Annotated in this window: 19 protein-coding genes; 2 read left to right on the plus strand and 17 right to left on the minus strand. The window is 65.6% G+C overall.

Annotated features, from left to right (window positions below; genetic code table 11):
- Window positions 1-64: 64 nt before the first annotated feature.
- Together IB236_RS01100 and IB236_RS01105 are read right to left on the minus strand one after the other, a co-directional pair.
- Window positions 65-1159: a cytochrome D1 domain-containing protein gene (locus IB236_RS01100; protein ID WP_192418359.1), complete on the minus strand. Its 1095-nt coding sequence runs from the start codon at window positions 1157-1159 to the stop codon at window positions 65-67.
- Between the two features lie 127 nt (window positions 1160-1286).
- Complete coding sequence (locus tag IB236_RS01105) at window positions 1287-2033, minus strand: haloacid dehalogenase type II (protein WP_192418360.1); 747 nt, start codon at window positions 2031-2033, stop codon at window positions 1287-1289.
- A gap of 174 nt (window positions 2034-2207) precedes the next feature.
- On the opposite strand from IB236_RS01105, the gene alaC reads away from it, so the two are divergent.
- Window positions 2208-3434, plus strand: coding sequence for an alanine transaminase (gene alaC, locus IB236_RS01110; RefSeq protein ID WP_192418361.1), 1227 nt, complete (start codon window positions 2208-2210; stop codon window positions 3432-3434).
- Window positions 3435-3583: 149 nt separating this feature from the next.
- On the opposite strand, the gene IB236_RS01115 is transcribed toward alaC, so the two are convergent.
- The 13 genes from IB236_RS01115 to IB236_RS01175 form a co-directional block, all read right to left on the minus strand.
- Window positions 3584-4054, minus strand: coding sequence for a hypothetical protein (locus IB236_RS01115; RefSeq protein WP_192418362.1), 471 nt, complete (start codon window positions 4052-4054; stop codon window positions 3584-3586).
- Window positions 4055-4534: 480 nt separating this feature from the next.
- Window positions 4535-5371, minus strand: coding sequence for an urease accessory protein UreD (locus tag IB236_RS01120; protein WP_192418363.1), 837 nt, complete (start codon window positions 5369-5371; stop codon window positions 4535-4537).
- Between the two features lie 93 nt (window positions 5372-5464).
- Window positions 5465-6850 (minus strand): FAD-binding oxidoreductase, encoded by a 1386-nt coding sequence (locus IB236_RS01125; RefSeq protein WP_192418365.1) that lies wholly within the window; start codon window positions 6848-6850, stop codon window positions 5465-5467.
- A 90-nt stretch (window positions 6851-6940) separates the two neighbouring features.
- Window positions 6941-7726, minus strand: a complete 786-nt coding sequence (locus IB236_RS01130) for an ABC transporter permease (protein ID WP_109791018.1) — start codon at window positions 7724-7726, stop codon at window positions 6941-6943.
- Window positions 7727-7857: 131 nt separating this feature from the next.
- Window positions 7858-8688 (minus strand): ABC transporter ATP-binding protein, encoded by an 831-nt coding sequence (locus IB236_RS01135; RefSeq protein WP_192418367.1) that lies wholly within the window; start codon window positions 8686-8688, stop codon window positions 7858-7860.
- 197 nt (window positions 8689-8885) lie between these two features.
- Window positions 8886-9884 carry an ABC transporter substrate-binding protein gene (locus IB236_RS01140; protein WP_370539867.1) on the minus strand — a complete coding sequence of 333 codons (999 nt, stop codon included), beginning with the start codon at window positions 9882-9884 and terminating at the stop codon, window positions 8886-8888.
- An 86-nt stretch (window positions 9885-9970) separates the two neighbouring features.
- Window positions 9971-10834 (minus strand): creatininase family protein, encoded by an 864-nt coding sequence (locus tag IB236_RS01145; protein WP_121505600.1) that lies wholly within the window; start codon window positions 10832-10834, stop codon window positions 9971-9973.
- Window positions 10835-10865: 31 nt separating this feature from the next.
- Entirely contained in the window at window positions 10866-11342 is a 477-nt protein-coding gene (locus IB236_RS01150) for a RidA family protein (protein WP_192418368.1), read from the minus strand.
- Window positions 11339-12667: an amidohydrolase family protein gene (locus IB236_RS01155; protein WP_192418370.1), complete on the minus strand. Its 1329-nt coding sequence runs from the start codon at window positions 12665-12667 to the stop codon at window positions 11339-11341. Before IB236_RS01155 ends, IB236_RS01150 begins: the two co-directional genes overlap by 4 nt.
- Window positions 12668-12690: 23 nt before the next feature.
- Window positions 12691-13278 carry an NAD(P)H-dependent oxidoreductase gene (locus IB236_RS01160; RefSeq protein WP_056060691.1) on the minus strand — a complete coding sequence of 196 codons (588 nt, stop codon included), beginning with the start codon at window positions 13276-13278 and terminating at the stop codon, window positions 12691-12693.
- 32 nt (window positions 13279-13310) lie between these two features.
- Entirely contained in the window at window positions 13311-13622 is a 312-nt protein-coding gene (locus IB236_RS01165) for a 2Fe-2S iron-sulfur cluster binding domain-containing protein (protein WP_056060694.1), read from the minus strand.
- 189 nt (window positions 13623-13811) lie between these two features.
- Window positions 13812-14468 (minus strand): TetR/AcrR family transcriptional regulator, encoded by a 657-nt coding sequence (locus IB236_RS01170; RefSeq protein ID WP_056747723.1) that lies wholly within the window; start codon window positions 14466-14468, stop codon window positions 13812-13814.
- Window positions 14469-14535: 67 nt separating this feature from the next.
- Window positions 14536-15051 carry a nucleoside deaminase gene (locus IB236_RS01175; RefSeq protein ID WP_369804331.1) on the minus strand — a complete coding sequence of 172 codons (516 nt, stop codon included), beginning with the start codon at window positions 15049-15051 and terminating at the stop codon, window positions 14536-14538.
- Between the two features lie 445 nt (window positions 15052-15496).
- Here IB236_RS01175 and IB236_RS01180 point away from each other — a divergent pair, with 445 nt between their 5' ends.
- Window positions 15497-16492, plus strand: a complete 996-nt coding sequence (locus IB236_RS01180; protein ID WP_192418372.1) for an isopenicillin N synthase family oxygenase — start codon at window positions 15497-15499, stop codon at window positions 16490-16492.
- A 94-nt stretch (window positions 16493-16586) separates the two neighbouring features.
- On the opposite strand, the gene IB236_RS01185 is transcribed toward IB236_RS01180, so the two are convergent.
- Together IB236_RS01185 and IB236_RS01190 are read right to left on the minus strand one after the other, a co-directional pair.
- Window positions 16587-17003 carry a VOC family protein gene (locus tag IB236_RS01185; protein WP_192418374.1) on the minus strand — a complete coding sequence of 139 codons (417 nt, stop codon included), beginning with the start codon at window positions 17001-17003 and terminating at the stop codon, window positions 16587-16589.
- Complete coding sequence (locus tag IB236_RS01190) at window positions 17000-17998, minus strand: isopenicillin N synthase family oxygenase (protein ID WP_192418376.1); 999 nt, start codon at window positions 17996-17998, stop codon at window positions 17000-17002. Before IB236_RS01190 ends, IB236_RS01185 begins: the two co-directional genes overlap by 4 nt.
- Window positions 17999-18006: the final 8 nt, after the last annotated feature.

An 18006-nucleotide genomic window follows, 5' to 3' on the forward strand; every position in this document is an offset into this window, starting at 1 on the left:
GCGTGCAGGCCATGGCCCGGCTGCGGCATGCCTTCCCTGGGCCGGGCGGCACCCAAAGCCAGCGTCAGGAGCGATGGCGCTGCGCAGTCCGCAGGCGCGAAAGCGCCAGGCCACCGAGGGTGGCCGCCAACAGCAGCAGGGCCCAAGCCTGGAGGCTGGGCACAGCGGCCGGGGCAGCGGGCGCGGGTCCACCGATGAACAGGCCCAGTGCTACTGGGTTCGCCCCCACGGGCACGGTGGCGGTGACGGTGTTGGTGGCCAGGTCGATCACCGAGACATTGTTGGTGCCGTTGTTGGCCACATAGGCGCGGGTGCCGGCCGGGTTCACCGCCACGCCATAGGGGAAGAAGCCCACGGGCACGGTGGCGGTGACAGTGTTGCTGGCCAGGTCGATCACCGAGACAGTGCCGGAGTTGCTGTTGACCACATAGGCGCGGGTACCGGCCGGGTTCACCGCCACGCCAAAGGCAATGGCCCCCACGGTCACGGTGGCGGTGACGGTGTTGGTGGCCAGGTCGATCACCGAGACGGTGCCGGAGTTGCTGTTGGTCACATAGGCGCGGGTGCCGGCCGGGTTCACAGCCACGCCAATTGGGTCTACGCCCACGGGCACGGTGGCGGTGACGGTGTTGGTAGCCAGGTCGATCACCGAGACCGTGCTGGTGCCGTTGTTGACGACATAGGCGTGGGTGCCGGCCGGGTTCACCGCCACGCCATGGGGGAAGAAGCCCACCGTCACGATGGCGGTGACAGTGTTGCTGGCCAGGTCGATCACCGAGACCGTGTTGGTGCCGTTGTTGGTCACATAGGCGCGGGTGCTGGCCGGGTTCACCACCACGCCATGGGGGAAGAAGCCCACGGGCACGGTGGTGGTGACGGTGTTGGTGGCCAGGTCGATCACCGAGACCGTGTTGGAGTCGGCGTTGGTCACATAGGCGCGGGTGCCGGCCGGGTTCACCGCCGCGCCATAGGGGCTGTTGCCCACGGGTACGGTGGTGGTGACGGCGTTGCTGGCCAGGTCGATCACCGAGACATTGTTGGAACTGAGGTTGGGAATGTAGGCGAATGGCGCCGCCTGGGCGAGGCTGGCCAGGGCGCAGGCAGTGAGCAGCAGCAGGTTCCGCAGGCCGGCGCGCAGGGTGGGGAGTGAAGGTCGCATGGGAAAACCTTTGGTGAGAGGGGCAGGGCGTGGGGGTGGAGCAAGCGTAACTCCGTGTTTTGTTTCCTTTGTGGCGAGTCCACAACAAGGGGCCATCGCCTGTGTAGATGGCGTGTCCGGCACACATTCAGCAACCCAGCATCTGCGCCAGATCGTTCAGGTCCTTGGCATGCAAGTCATTGCCCGGCTGCGGCGACACATCCTTGGGCTGTGCCACGCCAAACTCGTGTGGCCGTTCGATGTACGCCGTGCGCAGGCCACAGCCCTGCGCAGCGGCCAGGTCGTCGTGGTGCGCCGCCACCAGCGCCACCTGGTGTGGTGGCAGGTCAAACACCCGGGCCACGCCCAGGTAGGTGTCGGGATGCGGCTTGTAGGCCTTGAACACCTCGGCGCTCAACACACAGTCCCAGGGCAACCCGGCGCGCTTGGCCATGTTGGTCAGCAGGCCGATGTTGCCGTTCGATAGCGTGGTGATGGTGTAGCGCTGCTTGAGCCGCGTCAGGCCTTGCACGCTGTCGGGCCAGGCATCGAGCCGGTGCCACGCGCGGTTGAGGTGGTGGCGCTCGGCATCGCCCAGGTGTGCCAGCCCAAAGCGCGGAAGGATCTCGTCCAGGATTTGCCGGTGCAGGGCATCGATCAGCGTCCAGCCCTGTTCGCCGCGCATCACCCGCGCCATGGCGGGCTGGTAGCCCGCGCGCCACGCCAGTGCAAACGCATCGGCATCCACCTGGGGATAGAATGCCCGCACCTCGCGCGCAATGCTGCCGTGCCAGTCCACCACGGTGCCAAAGATGTCGAAGGCCAGCACCTGCACCTGGGCAAAGGGATGGTCGGCAGGCAGGGCAGCGGGGTTGGTGGATGGGAGGGTGTTCATGCGCCCATCGTAGAGGCGGCGGCCAGCCCTCGTCCCCACTGCGGCATTGCCGCCACACTGCGCACAAAGGGCTGGAGTGCTGCCCGCAGCTTGCGCTACATTGGCTGCGGGCTGGCCTTTCTGCCAGCCACGTCGCTCGGACGGTTCCGGGCGCTTACGTGAAAGTCACACCGCATGTCTGCATCGCAGGGCAAGCGCCGTTTTGCGCGCATCGATCGCCTCCCTCCCTACGTCTTCAACATTACGGCCGAGCTCAAGCTCGCCGCCCGCCGCCGGGGCGAAGACATCATCGACATGAGCATGGGCAACCCCGACGGGGCCACACCACCGCACATCGTCGCCAAGCTCACCGAAGTGGCCCAGCGGCCCGACACCCACGGCTACAGCGCCAGCAAAGGCATTCCGCGCCTGCGCCGCGCCATCAGCCACTGGTACAAAGACCGCTACGCGGTGGACATCAACCCCGACACCGAGGCCATCGTCACCATCGGCTCCAAGGAAGGCCTGGCCCACCTCATGCTGGCCACGCTGGACCGGGGCGACACCGTGCTGGTGCCCGACCCGAGCTACCCCATCCACATCTACGGCGCGGTGATTGCCGGTGCCGATATCCGCAGCGTGCCCGTGGCGCCCGATGTGGACTTCTTTGCCGAGCTGGAAAAAGCCATCCGCGGTAGCTACCCCAAGCCCAAGATGATGATCTTTGGCTTTCCCAGCAACCCCACGGCGCAGTGTGTGGAGCTGAGCTTCTTCGAGCGTGTGATCGCCTTGGCCAAGAAGCACGACATCCTGGTGGTGCACGACCTGGCCTACGCCGACATCGTGTACGACGGCTACCGCGCCCCCAGCATCATGGAAGTGCCCGGCGCCAAGGACGTGGCGGTGGAGTTCTTCACCCTGAGCAAAAGCTACAACATGGCCGGCTGGCGCGTGGGCTTCATGGTGGGCAACCCCGACCTGGTGGCGGCGCTCGCCCGCATCAAGAGCTACCACGACTACGGCACCTTCACGCCCCTGCAGGTGGCTGCGATTGCCGCGCTGGAGGGCGATCAGCAGTGCGTGAAAGACATCGCCGCCCAGTACCAGCGCCGCCGCGACGTGCTCTACAAGGGCCTCACCGAAGCGGGCTGGGCGGTGGACTGCCCCAAGGCCAGCATGTACATCTGGGCCCGTATCCCTGAGCCGTATCGCGCGCTGGGTTCGCTGGAATTTGCGCGGCAGCTGTTGGACAAAGCCAAGGTGTGCGTGTCGCCGGGCATCGGGTTTGGCGACCAGGGGGATGAGTACGTGCGCTTTGCGCTGATCGAGAACGAGGCGCGGATTCGGCAGGCGGTGCGGGGGATTCGCGCCATGTTCAAGGCGGATGGGTTGTTGAAGGTGCCAACGGTGGCGTCAGCTTGAACTAGCTCAGCTTGCCGGATGTAGATCAAACTAAAACTGACGCCGGACGGTTGGCTTCGAACTGGGCCACCGTTCGTTGCCGGCCAGGATCTGTCGCTGAGGTGGCCAGATACGGCCACCAATTGGGTGCATGAGCGGCATGAAGAGCTCTACACGCTTCGGCTTTCATGGTTTTCATAGAAGAGAACTTGGTATTCACGCAGATTCTCTGATGAGCCTTCGATGAACTCAACAGCGAACTTTCGACCTGGGAAATCGAGTTCGAGCTTGGCTGCCCATGACGCCCGAAGCGTTCTTCCTAAAAATTGCAGTTGAGTTTCGGTCGCCTCTGACCAGATACCTGGATGCTGAATGTCTAGGATATGAAGATGATTGATTGTGGCCTCGACGATCTTTGCCTCATGATTCGTATTGGTCAACCAACTGTCCACATCTGAAGCAGTAACGCCCTCCCGGAACACCATTCCCCGCACCTCGACGAACTGCGGCCAAAAGAGACTTGCATACGCTGCTGCGAGCGAGAAGGTTCCCATGCAACTGACCCAGCCTTCCGGGGACTCTTCGCCTCCGTTGTGGGCATCCCATTCTCTTAACTCCGGAACTAGCTCGTAGCGCTTCATGTTTGACGCCTAAATTTGATGTGGTTGGTAGCTCAGCGGATATCCCATCTGCAGCCAACGCGGCACGTTTGCGCACCAAGACTATTAAACTGGAAACTCACTAAGCGACGGCTTTACGTCGTGTGGACCAATGTCTTCAATGGGCCCAAATATGAGGCTCAATCTAAACCAAAGGCGCGTGCACGGGTTGCCATCAGCCAAGCATGGTCTGGTGGTCCGTTGAAACCAACTACGGCATCTACGCCACACCGAGGACAGATGGCAGTTTGATCCTGATTGTCGCCATCACACCACTCAGAAATAGTGCTGGGGGAATATGTCTCCAGACAGTAGTAGCACGCAGCAACCTCGCTAGTGAGGAGCGCTGCACGATGTAACGTGGATCCGCAAGTTCTGCTCATGACGGGCTGTGTCTAAGGTTGATGAATAGATCGCTTGCAGGGGGCTGAGAAACTGTGCACTCGGCGATAGGCCACTCACCTACATCGCCCAAATCCTAGGCGTCTCCCCTTCCAGTCCCCACAGCACCTCCCGCCAAGCTACCCGCACCGCCTTGAGCAGCTTCATCGCAGGCTCCACCTGCGGCGCCAGCACGCGCACCACCACCATGCGGTCGTTGGGGCTGGTGGCGCCTGCGGTGGCTTTGACCTGGGGGTGTTGATCCATCACCGCGCGGGCCGCGTCCAGGGCTGCGTCGCGGCGCGTGCGGTCGAGGGGCGTGCCTGCGGCAAAGAACATGCTGGCCATGCAGCGGTGGCCCGATAAACCCAGGGGGCTGCTCAGCAGCCGGTCATCGGCGGCGTCGATCACGCCGCGCTCCAGCCACAGGCCGGGCACTTCCAGGTGCTGGGTGAAGCGGCCTTGTTCAAACGGCTGGCCCGCGTGGGGCAGGCCCAGCGCGGTCACGTCCCAGGCGATGCATTCCGCGCCGGGGGCCAGGTTCAGCGTGAGGTGGTTTTCGGCGTGGCAGGCGCTGTAGCACAGGGCTTCGAGCGGCAGCCATTCCAGGCGTGCGCCTTCGGCCAGGGTGAGGTGGCTGCGCTGCAGCGCCAGCGGGCCGGTGGAGCGGTAGAAGCGTGTGGCGCCGGGCGTGGTGACCAGGCCGTGGGCGCCGGGGCCCACGGTGGCGGTGATGTCCAGCGTGTCGCCGCCCACCAGGCCGCCGGGCGGGTGCACCAGCACGTTGTGGCAGATGGCGTCGCCCTCGGGGTACAGGCTTTGCAGAATGCGCAGCGGCCCGTTGTGCTCGTAGCGGGCTACCGTGCGGGCGCTATGTTCTGCCGTGTAGTCGAGCTGAAGGCGGGCGTGCCAGGGCATGTTTCGATGGTTTGCTACTAAATGAGTAGCTGATTATGCCCTGCAGGTAAGCGGTAGAGGCACCGTGGGTGCGACACGCGCCACCCGTTTTCTCTACGCTGTTTGGCGTACAGGTGTCTGCACGGGGGCTGTGGGTTCGGCCGTGTACCAGCTGCGCAGCTTGCCCGGGTTGAGCAGGCCCTGGGGGTCAAAGCGGCGCTTCATGCCCACCACGGCCGGGTCCAGGTTGTTCTGCTTGCCGTCTTCCACGATGTACACATGTGGGTTGTTGATCTGCACGCCGTGGTCGCGGTAGATCTGCATGATCTGGTTCAGGCGCTCTTCGGTGGTGTAGCGGATGATCTGCAGGCCGCTGCAGTTGAAGGCGCCTTCCTTGGTGCGCAAGAACTCCAGGTGCATCATCACCTCGCCCTTTAGCGCGGCCTCCAGCGCCTTCACCTGCTTGAGGCGGTGCATGGGGTTGAAGCCGCTCTGGATATAGGTCAGGCCCTTGTCCACCTTGAGGGCGTGCAATGTGGTGTGGTTCCAGGTGTATTCGAGCAGCGTCTTGTGGCTGCTGGCCACTTCATCGGCCGTCTTGCGGTAGGTGACCTGGCCGCCGTGCTGCGCCACCATGTCGCGCATGCCCGCCTCGGAGTGCGGGGCCACCAGCAGCAGCACCGCATGCTGGTCAGCGGGCAGGTGCTCGGCCAGGCTAGTGAAGTACTGCGGGATGGGGGCGGCCACAAAACACACTTCCTTTTTCTCCAGCCCGGGTGCGCTGCCAAAGCGGTCGGCAAACTCCAGCGCGGCGTCAAACTGTTCGAAGGTGGCGATGCATTCGGTCCACTCCACGGCAGGGGTCAGGGCCACTTCCAGCTCCAGCACGATGCCGTTGGTACCGTAGGTGTGGTGCAGCAGCATGGCCTCGGGGCCGTGCAGTTCGATGATCTGCGGATCGGGCTCCACCGTCATCGCACGCACGGCCAGCACGTTGCCAGGCGCGGCCAGCGGGCCGTGGTTGATGGAGCCCGCACCGCCAAAGCCGCCGCCAAACAGCCCGCCCAGCGTGGCGCTGCGGTAGGTGCTGGGCAGCCAGCGCAGCTCTTGCCCGTGGGGCTTGGCCTGCGCGTCAAAGTCTGCCAGCCGGATGCCTGACTGCGCGCGGCCCACGCCGCCGCGCACCCACCCAAAGGCGTTGTAGCCCGAGAGGTCCAGGATCACGCCGCCGTGCAGTGGCGTGCTCTGGCCGTAGTTGCCGGTGCCGCTGCCGCGCACGGTGAGGGGAATGCCCGCACTGGCGCATGCCGCTACCACCTGGCGGATTTCGTCTTCGGTGCGCGGGCGCACGGCGATGTCGCCGCGTTTGCCCGCCAGGTCGCGCTTGAGCACGGGGCTGAACCAGGCAAAGTCCTGCGACAGGCGGCCCACGCGCAGCGGGTCGGCGATCCAGTCGAGGTCGGGCAGCAGGTCGGGAAGTTGTTGGGCGGTGGTGGTCATGTCGTTATCTCCTGGGCCGTTTTGGGCAAAAGGGGGCCTGCACCGCGCCACCTGAAGGTGGTGCGCGGTGTGGTGTCGGAAGTGGTGGGTTCAGTCCTGCGAGTTTTCGGAGGCGTGCCAGCCGCCGAGTGCTACGCGCGTCAGCCATGCCATCAGCACGAACAGCGCCACACCCGTCAGCGAGATCAGCAGCAGCGCAGCAAACATGCGCGGGATGTTGAGCTGAAAGCCCGCTTGCAGGATCTGATAAGCCAGCCCCGCACCCTGGCCCCCGGTGCCCGCGACAAACTCGGCCACCACGGCGCCGATGAGTGCGAGGCCGCTGGAGATGCGCAGCCCGCCAAAGAAGTAGGGCAGCGCGCTGGGAATGCGCAGGCGCAGCAGGGTCTGGAGCCGCGTGGCGCGGTTGAGCTGGAAGTAGCTTTGCAGGTCAGGCTCCACACTGCGCAAGCCCAGCGTGGTGTTGCTGATGATGGGGAACAGGGCCACCAGTGCGGCGCAGATCACCATCGATGCCGTCGGGTCCTTCACCCAGATGATGATGAGCGGTGCCACGGCCACGATGGGCGTGACCTGCAGCAGCACGGCGTAGGGGAACAGCGCCGTCTCGATGCGTTTGCTCTGCACAAACAGGAACGAGATCAGCACGCCCGCCACCGTGGCCACCACAAAGGCCAGCACCGTGATCTTGACGGTGACCCACAACGAGCCGCCCAGTGCGGCCCAGTCGGTAAACAGCGTCTTCATCATCAGGATGGGCGAGGGCACCAGGTAGGGCGGCAGCTCCATGGCTGTGACCAGGCCCTGCCACAGCGCGATCAGCACCAGACCGACGAGCACGGGGTACACCACGCGCTGCACGCGGGGCTGGGCCATCAGTGGCGGGCGTTTGGGCGTTGTCTTGGTGGCAGGTTTGGCAGCGACTGGTGCAGGCGCTGAGCGCGGGGCGGCTGTGGGGTGCGCGGTGACCACGGGCGACGCCATCGGTGCGGAAGGGAAGGGGGTGCTCATGCCACGGTCTCCTCGGTGTCCACGCTGGCGCGCAGCAGGCTGTCCTGCAGCAGCTTGGCGTAGCGGCTGAATTCGGGCGACACCATGAAGTCCGCCGTGCGCGGGTAGGGCGCGTCGATGCGGAACTCTTCGACCACGCGGCCAGGGCGTGCGGCCATCATGACCACGCGGCTGGAGAGGAACACCGCCTCGTGGATCGAGTGGGTCACAAAGATCACGGTCAGCTTCTTCTTGCGCCACAGATCCAGCAGATCGGCGTCGAGCTTGTGGCGCGTGATTTCATCCAGCGCGCCAAAGGGCTCGTCCATCAGCAGAAGGTCGGGCTGGGTGACCAGGCCCCGCGCGATGGACACGCGCATCTGCATGCCGCCCGACAGCGCGCGGGGCAGCGCATGGGCAAATTTCGACAACCCCACCAGTGCCAGCGCCTCGGTCACGCGGGCGTCAGCCTCTGCACGCGGCACGCCCGCCAGGTCCAGCGGCAGGCGCACGTTGGTCTGCACACTGGCCCAGGGCATGAGCGTGGGCGACTGGAAGACAAACGCCATCTTCTTGCCGCTCTCGTCCAGCTGCGCCACGGGCTTGCGCCACAGGTGCAGGCGGCCGTCGGTGGGCTCCAGCAGGCCCGCCACCATTTTCAGCAGCGTGCTCTTGCCGCAGCCCGAGGGGCCGAGCAGGGTGACGAATTCGCCTTCCTCAATGGTCAGGTCTACCGGCAGCAGGGCCTGGGTGCCATTGGGGTAGGTTTTTTCGGCCGAGAGCACCTCCACGGCGGGTGTGGGGCGCGGCGCGGGTGCCAGAGGTGGCGAGGCAGCGGGAATGGACATGGTGGTGCCTTTCGATGGATGTGGCCGGGGAGGCTGGCCGCTGTGTCAGGGCGATGGGGCTTATCTGTCGTAGCGCTTGGCTTGGCGCCAGCCGCTGGAAACTGGCGCGGCCCGAGCCAGCGAACGCCGAGCAAGGGCCGCCCCGCAGCGAGGGCGTTGTCCCCCTTGTGGGAAGGCGCGAAGCGACTCAGGGGGGATCAAGGAAGAACCTTGAGGTCTTTGACGAACGACGTGGTGTAGGTCTCGGCCAGCTTCACCTTGGCAGGGTCGATGAGCTTGGCGTCCACCAGGAAGTCGTAGCTGGCCTTGGCGCGTGCGTCGGTCATGATGCCGATGCCCATGGTGGTGGCATCGCCGCCCGTGGCCATGCCCATTTCCTTGAGCTTGGCCACGCTGTAGGCGAGCTGCTCGTCGGTCATGTTGGGGTTGTCCTTCTTGATGAGCGCGTTGGCCGGGGTTGGGTCGGCCAGGTAACTCTTCCAGCCTTCCATCGATGCCTTCACGAACGAGGCCACAGCGGCGCTGCGGTCCTTCACCGTCTTTTCCATGCACGAGATGGTGGTGGCATACGCTGGGTAGCCTTGGTCGCTGAACATCAGCGTGTTGGCCTTGACGCCCGCCTTGGCAATCGCAAACGGCTCGGATGTCAGGTAGCCCTGCTGGGCGGCGTTTTTGTCGGCCACGAAGGGCTGGATGTTGAAGGTGTAGGGGCGCGTCTGTGAGTCGGTGAAGCCGTACTTGGCCTTGAGCCAGGGCCAGTAGCCGCGCTGGGCCGACGAGGCGATCAGGATGGTCTTGCCCTTGAGGTCTTCGAACTTCTTCACGTCCTCGTGCGCGATGAGTACCTGCGGGTCCTTCTGGAACACGGCCGCCACATTGACCACGGGCACGCCGCCTTCACGCATCTGGATCATCTGCAGGTCGCTCGACCCCATCACGCATTCGGCCTGGCCGGCGGCCATCATCTGCACGATGTTGACCTGCGGGCCGCCCATCTTGATGGTCACATCCAGCCCGTACTTTTTGTACAGGCCCGTAGCCACCGCCTGGTAGAAGCCGCCATGCTCGGCCTGCGCATACCAGTTGGTCATGTAGGTGAACTTTTCCTGCGCGTGGGCCTGCATGGTGCCCACGGCACCAACAGCGAGCAGCGCGGCTGCACCAAGTTTGGAAAGGTGGGAGGCGGTCTTCATCATGGTGGTACTCCGGTAGGGTGGTGGAGGTGGAACGAAGGGACAACGAAGGGGAAGGCAGAAAGGTTTTGCGGTGGCGTTTGCAGGTTTCAGGCCAGTGCGCTGGAGTGCTCCACGTGGCCGGTGTGATGGGCGCGGCCCCAGGTGGGCTCAGTGCGCGGTGCCCACTGCAGCCGATGCAGCTCGGTAATGGCGGCGGCCCAGCTCACGGCCAGCGAGTCGAGGATGGCGTGCCCCTGTTCGGCCGTGGCGGGCAGCGGGTCGCCAATGATTCCGCTGGGGCCGAAGTCGCGTGCACTCCAGGCGCAGGCCGGGCGGCCGTCGGGTGAGAGCAGGGGCGAGTCAAAAACGGGCGGGTAGTTGACCACCGCACGCTCCATGTGCACGGTGTCGGGGGCCAACGCCAGCATCAGCGCCGTCTCGGCGTGGCCTGCGTGCATGGCCAGTTTCTTTTCGGTGTCGGACAGGTACTTGCCCGCCACATGTGGCACACGCCAGGTGAAGCTGGGCACCACAATGAAGTCGCCATGGCGCAGGCGCAGCTCGCGTGCGCACATTTCCATCACCTGCGGCTGGCCGCCGTGGCCGTTGACAAACAGCAGCTTGCGAAAACCCGCGCGGTAGACCGACTCGCCCACCTCGTTCATGGTGGCCAGCAGGGTCTCGCCGCTCAGCGTGACGGTGCCGGGGAAGTGCAGGTGCTCTTCGGACTTGCCGTAGGTGATCGGCGCCATCGCGAACGCAGGCACATCGGCCGGCAGGCGCGCCAGCGCATGGCCCACCACCCCCGCGCTGATCACCGTGTCCACCGCACAGGGTAGGTGCGGGCCGTGCTGCTCGGTGGCGCCCGTGGGCAGCACGATGACGGTGTTTTCCTTGTCTGGCAGGTCGGCGATCTCGGTCCAGCTCAGGTAGGGCAGGTAGCGGTGGGGCGGGTTGTAGCCGTGCAGCATGAAGGACTTTCGTGAAGGTGTCGGGGGTGGATCAGCGCTGTGGCAGATAGGCCGTGGCTTCGACCTCGATCAGGATGTCGGGCGTGGGCAACATGCCGCTCACTTCCACTACGGTGGATGCGGGGGGCTCGCCGGGGAAGAACAGCTTGCGCACGCGGCTGTACTGTGGGAAGTGGTCCAGGTTCTTGAAGTACTGCACCAGCTTGAACACGTCGGACATCTGGCCGCCGGTGGCCTCGATGGTCTGGCGGATGCGGTCGAGCACATACCAGCTCTGCGCGAGGATGGGGCCTTCCTTGATGTCGCTGCTGAACTCGCCCGTGCGGCCAATCAGCGTGGCGGCCTCATGCGGGATGTCGTCGTAGCCGCGCACAATGCGGCTGGCTGCAGGGTCCACGGCAATGATCCCGCTCAGGTAGATGAAGTCGCCTGCGCGGCGCCACGCGGCGTAGCGGGCCAGGGGCTGGGCGATGCCCGGCGCAGGTGCGGTGACAGATGCGGTGCTCATGCGAGGCTCCTTGCGGATTGGGTGGTGGGCACATGCCAGGCGGCTGGTGCGTGGCCGCTGGCGACGCGGCCCTGGCGCAGCACCACGCGACCCTGCGCGCCTTGTGTGCGGGATGGAAAGCCCCAGTGGTCGGCCTGGGTGAAAACCAGCAGGTCCGCCATCGCACCGGGCTGCAGCGGCAGCGCCGTGGTGCCAGTGCGGCCGGTGCGCAGCCAGTCGGTACGACACAGCGATTCGCTCCATTGGTCGAAAGGTGCCTCCAGCTGCGCCGCCAGCACGCCCGTGGCCAAGGCCTCCAGCGGGTCGAAGCTGCCCACGGGGCAGAACGGGTCTTGCACGTTGTCGCTTGCCACCAGCACCGGGATGCCGCGTGCACGGGCCTCCTTCACCAGCGTCAGGCCACGCTGGCGCGGTGTGCGGCCGGTGGTGGCGTCCTGCAGCAGCAGGTTGGTGATGGGCAGCGTGACCAGCGTGATCGGGCTTTGTGCCACCGCGTCAAGCGTGGCCAGGGCCGTGGCCTCGTCCTGTGCGGCCAGGGCGCAGGTGTGGCCGCAGACCACATGGCCTTCGAAACCCAGCTCCTTGAGCAGTGCGGCCGTGGTCGCCAAACCCTGTGCGCCGGGGTGCAGTTCTTCGTCCACATGCAGGTCCACGTTCAGCCCGTGGTGTTGTGCGGCTTCCAACAGGTGGCGCAGCGCCTGCGGGTCCCAGTTGGTGGAGTGCACAAAGCCGCCCAGCAATGCGCCGGGGCCGCTGGCGGCCACGGTGGCGGCCAGCCGCAGGGCGGCGCTGCGGTTCGTATACAGGTGCAAGGGGATCAGGCTCACGCGCTCCAGCGTGATGCGGTCGGCCCAGTCGTGGGCCAGTGCGTGCAACACGTTCCACGCCAGTGGCTGCGCGTCGGGCTCCCACCAGTCGCAGTGGGTGCGCAGGTGCACGGTGCCTGCGTCGTAGGCCCATTGCAGCGCGCGGCTGGCTCGGGCGTGGATGTCGGCTTCGGTCCAGCTTTGGCGATCCACCATCATGGCTTCGATGGCGCCCAGCAGGCCGGGTTTGACTTCTCTCATGCGCGGCAGGGTGAAGGCCTTGTCCAGGTGGGTGTGCGCATCGACCAGGCCGGGCAGCACCAGCGCGCCTGCCACGTCCCATACAGCGCCGTGTAGCGCAGGCTGGGTGCCGTGGGGCAGCACTTGCACGATGCGGCCCTGGGCCAGGTGCAGATCGGCCAGTGCGGGCTGGTGGCCCTGCTGCGGCCACGCGGAGGGCAGCAGCCAGCGCGGCAGCCGGGCGCGCAGGATGTGGTCGGGGGTGTTGGATGCGTGCATGCCGTGGCCCTTAGAACGTTGTCTTATGCAAAGCGCGCCATCGCCTGGCCCACGCGGGCCTTGAAGGCCGCCAGCCGGGGCGGTGTGGCCACGTTCATGTGGTAGTAGGCGTGGTAGTCCACCCGCGCCTTGCCGCCCGTGAGCAGGCGCATGTAGCGAGTGATGGACTTGCGCGGCGGGTCGCCCATGAACAGGGCCGTCCAGCGGGGGCGCCCGTAAGTGACCACGGCCGAGATGCGCCTGATGTGGGTGAGTGAGGGCTTGACGTTGTGCGGATCGCTGATGTCAAAGGCCACGCCGGGCATGAGCACGCGGTCGAAAAATCCCTTGAGCATCGCCGGCATGCCAAAGCACCAGGTGGGAAAGCAGAACACCACGGCTTCGGCCCAGAGCAGGCGGTCCACATAGCCCTGCACGGGCAACTGGTTGCTGGGCACCTCGTGGTAGCCCAGGCGCTCTTCGCGTGTCATCACGGGGTTGAAGCCCTCGGCGTACAGGTCGCAGTCGTCCACCTCATGGCCCGCGCCGCGCAGCTGCTGCACCACCTCGGTGTGCAGGGCTGCGTTGTAGCTGGTCTCTACCGGGTGGCAATAGATCACGAGGATGCGCATGGCGGGGGGCCTTCGGGTTGTGGGGGATGGGCCTACAGGTCCAGCGTGAGCGTGGCGCTGTGGCTGCGCGCGCAGCACACGGCGACGTGGGTGGCTTGCTCTGCAGCGCTCAGGCAGCTGTCGCGGTGGTCGGGCTCGCCGTCCAGCCAGCGGGTGACGCAGGTGCCGCACATACCCTGTTCGCACAGGGTTTCCAGCGGTACGCCAGCGAGCTGCAGCACATCGGCCATGCTCTCGCCGGGGGCGACGGGCAAGCGCATCTGGCTGCGCTGCAGGATCAGCTCGAATGCGTGTTCTGTGCGGGTGGCGCAGGTACTGCTGGCGGTGTCAGGGGCTGTCTGCATTGTTTGACCATGTGATTTGATCGATTGGTCAAACTATTGCAAAGGCTGTGCCAGCCACAAAAAGCGGTCAAACGTCTTTGTGGTGGATCAACGCGGCCTGAAAGCGGCTTTTGACGCCGCGTGCTGGTGCAAATTGCCCGGGATTCGCCCCTCGGGCACCCGAGGGATGCCCAGAATGGGGCGGGGGCCTTAGTCTGGTGCGAGGCCGCAGCCCAGCAGCACAAAGCTGGTGAGTTCGCGCACGATGGGCTCGCGGTCGATGGGCTCGTCGGGCGCCAGGCCCAGCATGATGTGCACCTGCACGCCGTAGTCGGCGTAGTGCTGCGTCATGCCCCAGATCTGCATCAGCAAAACCTTGGCGTCCACCTTGCGCATGCGGCCTTCGGCAATCCAGCGGTTGATGAGGTCCACCTTCTGCTGGGTGGACTTGACGGCCACCGGCCAGTACTTGCCCAGGTTGCGCCCACCGCCCAGCACCTCGGTGGTGAAGATGCGCGACAGGCCCGGGTTGTCCAGTGCGTAGTCGAGCTTCTTGCGCACATAGCTGCTCAACACCTTCTTGGGATCGTCGCTGTTGCTGTCAAAAATGAAGGCGCCCGACCAGCCGTTGAGCACCGAGTACAGCAACTCTTCGTACAGCTCTTCCTTGCTGCTGATGTAGTAGTGCAGCTGGGGCTTGGTCAGGCCGGCGCGCTCGGCAATGGCCTTGGTGGATGCCCCCTTGAAACCATGGCGGCTGAACTCGGCAATGGCCGCTTCGCGGATGGCGCCCAGGATGCGTTCGCGGCCTTGTTTGGCGCGGCTGAGCAGCGCGCCGGAGGCGGCTTCGGCTTCGGATTCGGTCATGGCTTTGGTGCGAGGCATGGGGGGATTGCAGAGTGTGCGCCGCAGATTCTGCCCGCGCAGGAGTGGGTCAGACTTTCCAGAACCCGATATGCGGTGCGCTGGCTTCTTCGACCAGCGCCGGGCCGATGCATTCGATGGCGTGGGGCGAGGCGGCAAACACGTCGCGGCACGACAGCTCGGCGTCGCGCTGTTCGGCACGTTCGCCCCGGAACACGCGCAGGCGTTCGGCATCAATGCCGAACACCACGCGCCCAATGCCCGACCAGAAGATGGCGCCCGCACACATCACGCAGGGCTCGGCCGACGAATACAGCGTGGCCTTGGCCAGGGCATCGCGGCCCACGCGGGGGCTGAGCTGGCGCACGGCATTGGTTTCGGCGTGGCCGGTGCAGTCGCCGGTCTCGGTGGTGTTGCAGTAGGCCTCGGCCAGCAGGTGCCCTTCGGCGCTGATGACCACCGCACCAAACGGGCGGTTGCCGCGCGCGCGGGCGGTGCACGACCACGCGATGGCCTGGCGCAGGTAGGTGCCGTCGGTGTCGTTGATGGGGGTAGGGTCGTCAAAGCTGGCCGGGGGTGCAGACATGAGCGCGTGCATGGTGTGTCTCCGTCGATGGTGGGTGGGTTGCTGTCGTTGTGCAACGCCGGACTGTCTGCACGCCCGCCGTTGTGGTGCAGGGCGCTATGCATTTGGCATGCCAATCACAATCAGTGACATGTATGCATGGCTTTGGACGCGCTGTGCACAAGCGCTCTGACTTTGCGCTGGCACACATGCAAGGCGCGTGGGCATTCTTCTTGCATCGCTATTGGCAAGAGTAGAAGCGTTCACTGCGTTGTCCCTGTGCCATCCTGCACGAGGCGATGCCAGTCGGAAATTGCTCTTGAAGCCCGCTGTGCGCACAGCGGTGTGCGTTGGCACACCGTGGCTTCAAGGGTTGAACGGCCGGCCGCAGCAGGCGGTGCCAAACGCTCTTGAAGCACCCAGCGGGAGGGCCTTTCTTCCTTCCACTTGTCTTCAGGAGAACTGCATGACCACCACTGCCACCTACGACCTCGCCGAGCTGCAAAAAGAAACGCGCATGGGCGCGATGGGCTCGGAAACCGCGAGCCGCGAGATCCGCCGCATCGACCTCAGCCACTTTGCTCAGCGCAAGACCGAGATTGCCGATCAGCTATGGGACGCCGCCGTCGATGTCGGCTTTTTCCAGATCGTGAACCACGGCATTGACCTGGCCGGGGTGCATAAAGCCTTTGCGATGACCGAGCGTTTCTTTGCGCTGCCGGATGCCGTGAAGGCGCAGTACCCGCTCAAGAAGGCGCTCAACGTGGGCTGGGAGAGCCGCGCGCAGGTGCGCCCCTCCACCGGCACGCCGGACCAGAAGGAGTCGTACCAGATCACCCGCCCGCACATGGCGGGCCTGTGGCCCTCCGGCGAGGAGCTGGCGGGCTTTCAGGCCACCATGCTCGCCTTCGAAGGCCAGTGCTGGCAGGTGGCCATGCAGGTGCTGTCGTGCTTTGCGTGGAAGCTGGGGTTTGACGAGGCCTTCTTTGCCCGCGCGCACGACCCTGCGCAGGCCAGCTACCAAAGCACCTTGCGCCTGCTGCACTACTTTGCGACCCCGCCCGAGCAGCAAGCCCACCTGGGCCTGTGGCGCGCCGGGGCACATACTGACTTTGATTGCCTGACCCTGCTCTTTCAGCGCCAGGGCCAGGGCGGCTTGCAGGTGTGCCCAGGCAAGGAGATGGGCACCCAGGCCTGGACCTCGGTGGAGCCCGACGAGCAGGCCATCACCTGCAACATCGGCGACATGCTGATGCGCTGGAGCGACGACCAGCTGCCCAGCAACTTCCACCGTGTGAAGAACCCTCTGCCCGGCGATTACATGGGGCCGCGCTACAGCATCGCCTTCTTTGCCCAGGCCAACCGCGACGCCATCATCGAAGGGCCCGGCAAGAAGTACCCGGCGATTGCCGCGGGCGAATACCTGAACCAGCGGGTGGCGGCCAACTTCAAGGCTTATTGACGCGTGACTTGGGAGGCAGGGGTGGACGCTTGTCCGCCCCGCCGATGCCTGGGTGGGCGGCTGCCGTCGATGGCGCGGCCGGGCAGGGGCAGGCTCAAGCGACGTGGCGCGGTACACCCACAGCGCTTATCCGGAACACGTTGTCCTCCGGGTCCGCCAGCACCGCCTGCCATTGGCCGTAGTACGTGGCGTAAGGTGGCTTGATGACCTGTCCGCCCAGAGCTTTGGACTTTTCGGTGGCAGCCTCCACGGCGTCCGGTGTGTCCAGCATGAAGGTGGCATAGCCTGTCACGCCGCGTGGTGACGGCAAGGCTGCGCCAGGCTGCCGGTCGGCCAGGCCCAGCAGGGCATAGGCCTCGGGGGCATTGAAGCCGAGCTGGAAGTGCTCGGTCTCCACCGCCCGGTAGATGGCCGAGCGCGTCCCCGACGCCTCGGGCAATTGCAGCAGGGCTTGATAGAACTGAAGCTGCGCCTCGATGTCCTGGCACAGCAGGTTGAACCAGAGCCTCATGCCATCACCGCCGCGCTGGCTGGGGTGGTGGCTTGACCCAGGCCGTACGTCTTGCGGTACATGGCCTGCAGGTGCTCGCCCACGGTGCAGGGTGCAAAGCGCGGCGACTCACCCGCAGGCACACAGGTGGGGACGGGGACCACCTGGGCCTCGTAGTCGGGCGTGTAGAAGAACGGAATGGAGTGGCGCGGTGCGCCCCCGCTGTGCACATTGCGCACGCGGTGGGGGTTGGATCGGTACAGCCCATTCGTCCAGCGCGGAATCATGTCGCCCAGGTTCACCACCAGCGCCCCCTCGATGGGTGTGGCAGCCACCCATTCGCCGGTGGGCAGTTTCACCTCCAGCCCGCCATAGTGGTCCTGGGCCAGCAGGGTGATGGCACCCCAGTCGGTGTGCTCGCCCGCGCCAAAGGTGAGCGCATCGGCGCTCTCAGGATGGGGTGGGTAGCGCAGCAGCCGCAGCGTGAGCATGGGGCTCTGGTGTGTGTGGTCGAAATAGTCTTCTGGCAGGTCGAGCGAGAGCGCCAGCAGCTGCATCAGCCGCAGGGCCAGTTGCCGCATGGCGGCGATGTAGGTGCGGCTCTGGGTGGCCAGCTCGGGCAACGCCTCCGGCCACTGGTTGCTGCCGTATGAGTGGTAGCTGCGCTGTACATACGGATGGTCTGCCGCGTAGTCCAGCCCGCAGTAGAAGCTCTCCTTGAGGTCCGGGCGCGCATTCGCGTCCAGGGTCTGCCCGCCCAGGCTTTCGTAGCCCCGCATCGCGGGTGAGTGGTGCAGCGAAATCGCTTCCTTGGAGGCCAGCGGCAGGTCGAAGAACTGCTGCGCCAAGGCAAACTGGCGCGCAATGGTGTCCTGCGGCACACCGTGGTGGCGCACGTAGAAGAACCCCGGGCCCGTGCAGGCCTGGCGCAGTTGGGCGGCCACGGCCATCACGGCGGGGCTGCGCGGCGCGCCCGGCTGCAGGGCGCCGCTGAGGTCGAGGAGGGGGATGCCCATGGCTTTCC

Origin of the sequence: Acidovorax sp. ACV02 (genome assembly GCF_014851475.1) — a bacterium.
GTDB lineage: Bacteria > Pseudomonadota > Gammaproteobacteria > Burkholderiales > Burkholderiaceae_C > Acidovorax > Acidovorax delafieldii.

Excerpts from the sequence above, each read along its gene's own strand:
- IB236_RS01100 (WP_192418359.1), bottom strand. The coding sequence starts at position 1,159 with ATGCGACCTTCACTCCCCACCCTGCGCGCCGGCCTGCGGAACCTGCTG.
- IB236_RS01105 (WP_192418360.1), bottom strand. The coding sequence starts at position 2,033 with ATGAACACCCTCCCATCCACCAACCCCGCTGCCCTGCCTGCCGACCAT.
- alaC (WP_192418361.1), top strand. The coding sequence starts at position 2,208 with ATGTCTGCATCGCAGGGCAAGCGCCGTTTTGCGCGCATCGATCGCCTC.
- IB236_RS01115 (WP_192418362.1), bottom strand. The coding sequence starts at position 4,054 with ATGAAGCGCTACGAGCTAGTTCCGGAGTTAAGAGAATGGGATGCCCAC.
- IB236_RS01120 (WP_192418363.1), bottom strand. The coding sequence starts at position 5,371 with ATGCCCTGGCACGCCCGCCTTCAGCTCGACTACACGGCAGAACATAGC.
- IB236_RS01125 (WP_192418365.1), bottom strand. The coding sequence starts at position 6,850 with ATGACCACCACCGCCCAACAACTTCCCGACCTGCTGCCCGACCTCGAC.
- IB236_RS01130 (WP_109791018.1), bottom strand. The coding sequence starts at position 7,726 with ATGGCCCAGCCCCGCGTGCAGCGCGTGGTGTACCCCGTGCTCGTCGGT.
- IB236_RS01135 (WP_192418367.1), bottom strand. The coding sequence starts at position 8,688 with ATGTCCATTCCCGCTGCCTCGCCACCTCTGGCACCCGCGCCGCGCCCC.
- IB236_RS01140 (WP_370539867.1), bottom strand. The coding sequence starts at position 9,884 with ATGATGAAGACCGCCTCCCACCTTTCCAAACTTGGTGCAGCCGCGCTG.
- IB236_RS01145 (WP_121505600.1), bottom strand. The coding sequence starts at position 10,834 with ATGCTGCACGGCTACAACCCGCCCCACCGCTACCTGCCCTACCTGAGC.
- IB236_RS01150 (WP_192418368.1), bottom strand. The coding sequence starts at position 11,342 with ATGAGCACCGCATCTGTCACCGCACCTGCGCCGGGCATCGCCCAGCCC.
- IB236_RS01155 (WP_192418370.1), bottom strand. The coding sequence starts at position 12,667 with ATGCACGCATCCAACACCCCCGACCACATCCTGCGCGCCCGGCTGCCG.
- IB236_RS01160 (WP_056060691.1), bottom strand. The coding sequence starts at position 13,278 with ATGCGCATCCTCGTGATCTATTGCCACCCGGTAGAGACCAGCTACAAC.
- IB236_RS01165 (WP_056060694.1), bottom strand. The coding sequence starts at position 13,622 with ATGCAGACAGCCCCTGACACCGCCAGCAGTACCTGCGCCACCCGCACA.
- IB236_RS01170 (WP_056747723.1), bottom strand. The coding sequence starts at position 14,468 with ATGACCGAATCCGAAGCCGAAGCCGCCTCCGGCGCGCTGCTCAGCCGC.
- IB236_RS01175 (WP_369804331.1), bottom strand. The coding sequence starts at position 15,051 with ATGTCTGCACCCCCGGCCAGCTTTGACGACCCTACCCCCATCAACGAC.
- IB236_RS01180 (WP_192418372.1), top strand. The coding sequence starts at position 15,497 with ATGACCACCACTGCCACCTACGACCTCGCCGAGCTGCAAAAAGAAACG.
- IB236_RS01185 (WP_192418374.1), bottom strand. The coding sequence starts at position 17,003 with ATGAGGCTCTGGTTCAACCTGCTGTGCCAGGACATCGAGGCGCAGCTT.
- IB236_RS01190 (WP_192418376.1), bottom strand. The coding sequence starts at position 17,998 with ATGGGCATCCCCCTCCTCGACCTCAGCGGCGCCCTGCAGCCGGGCGCG.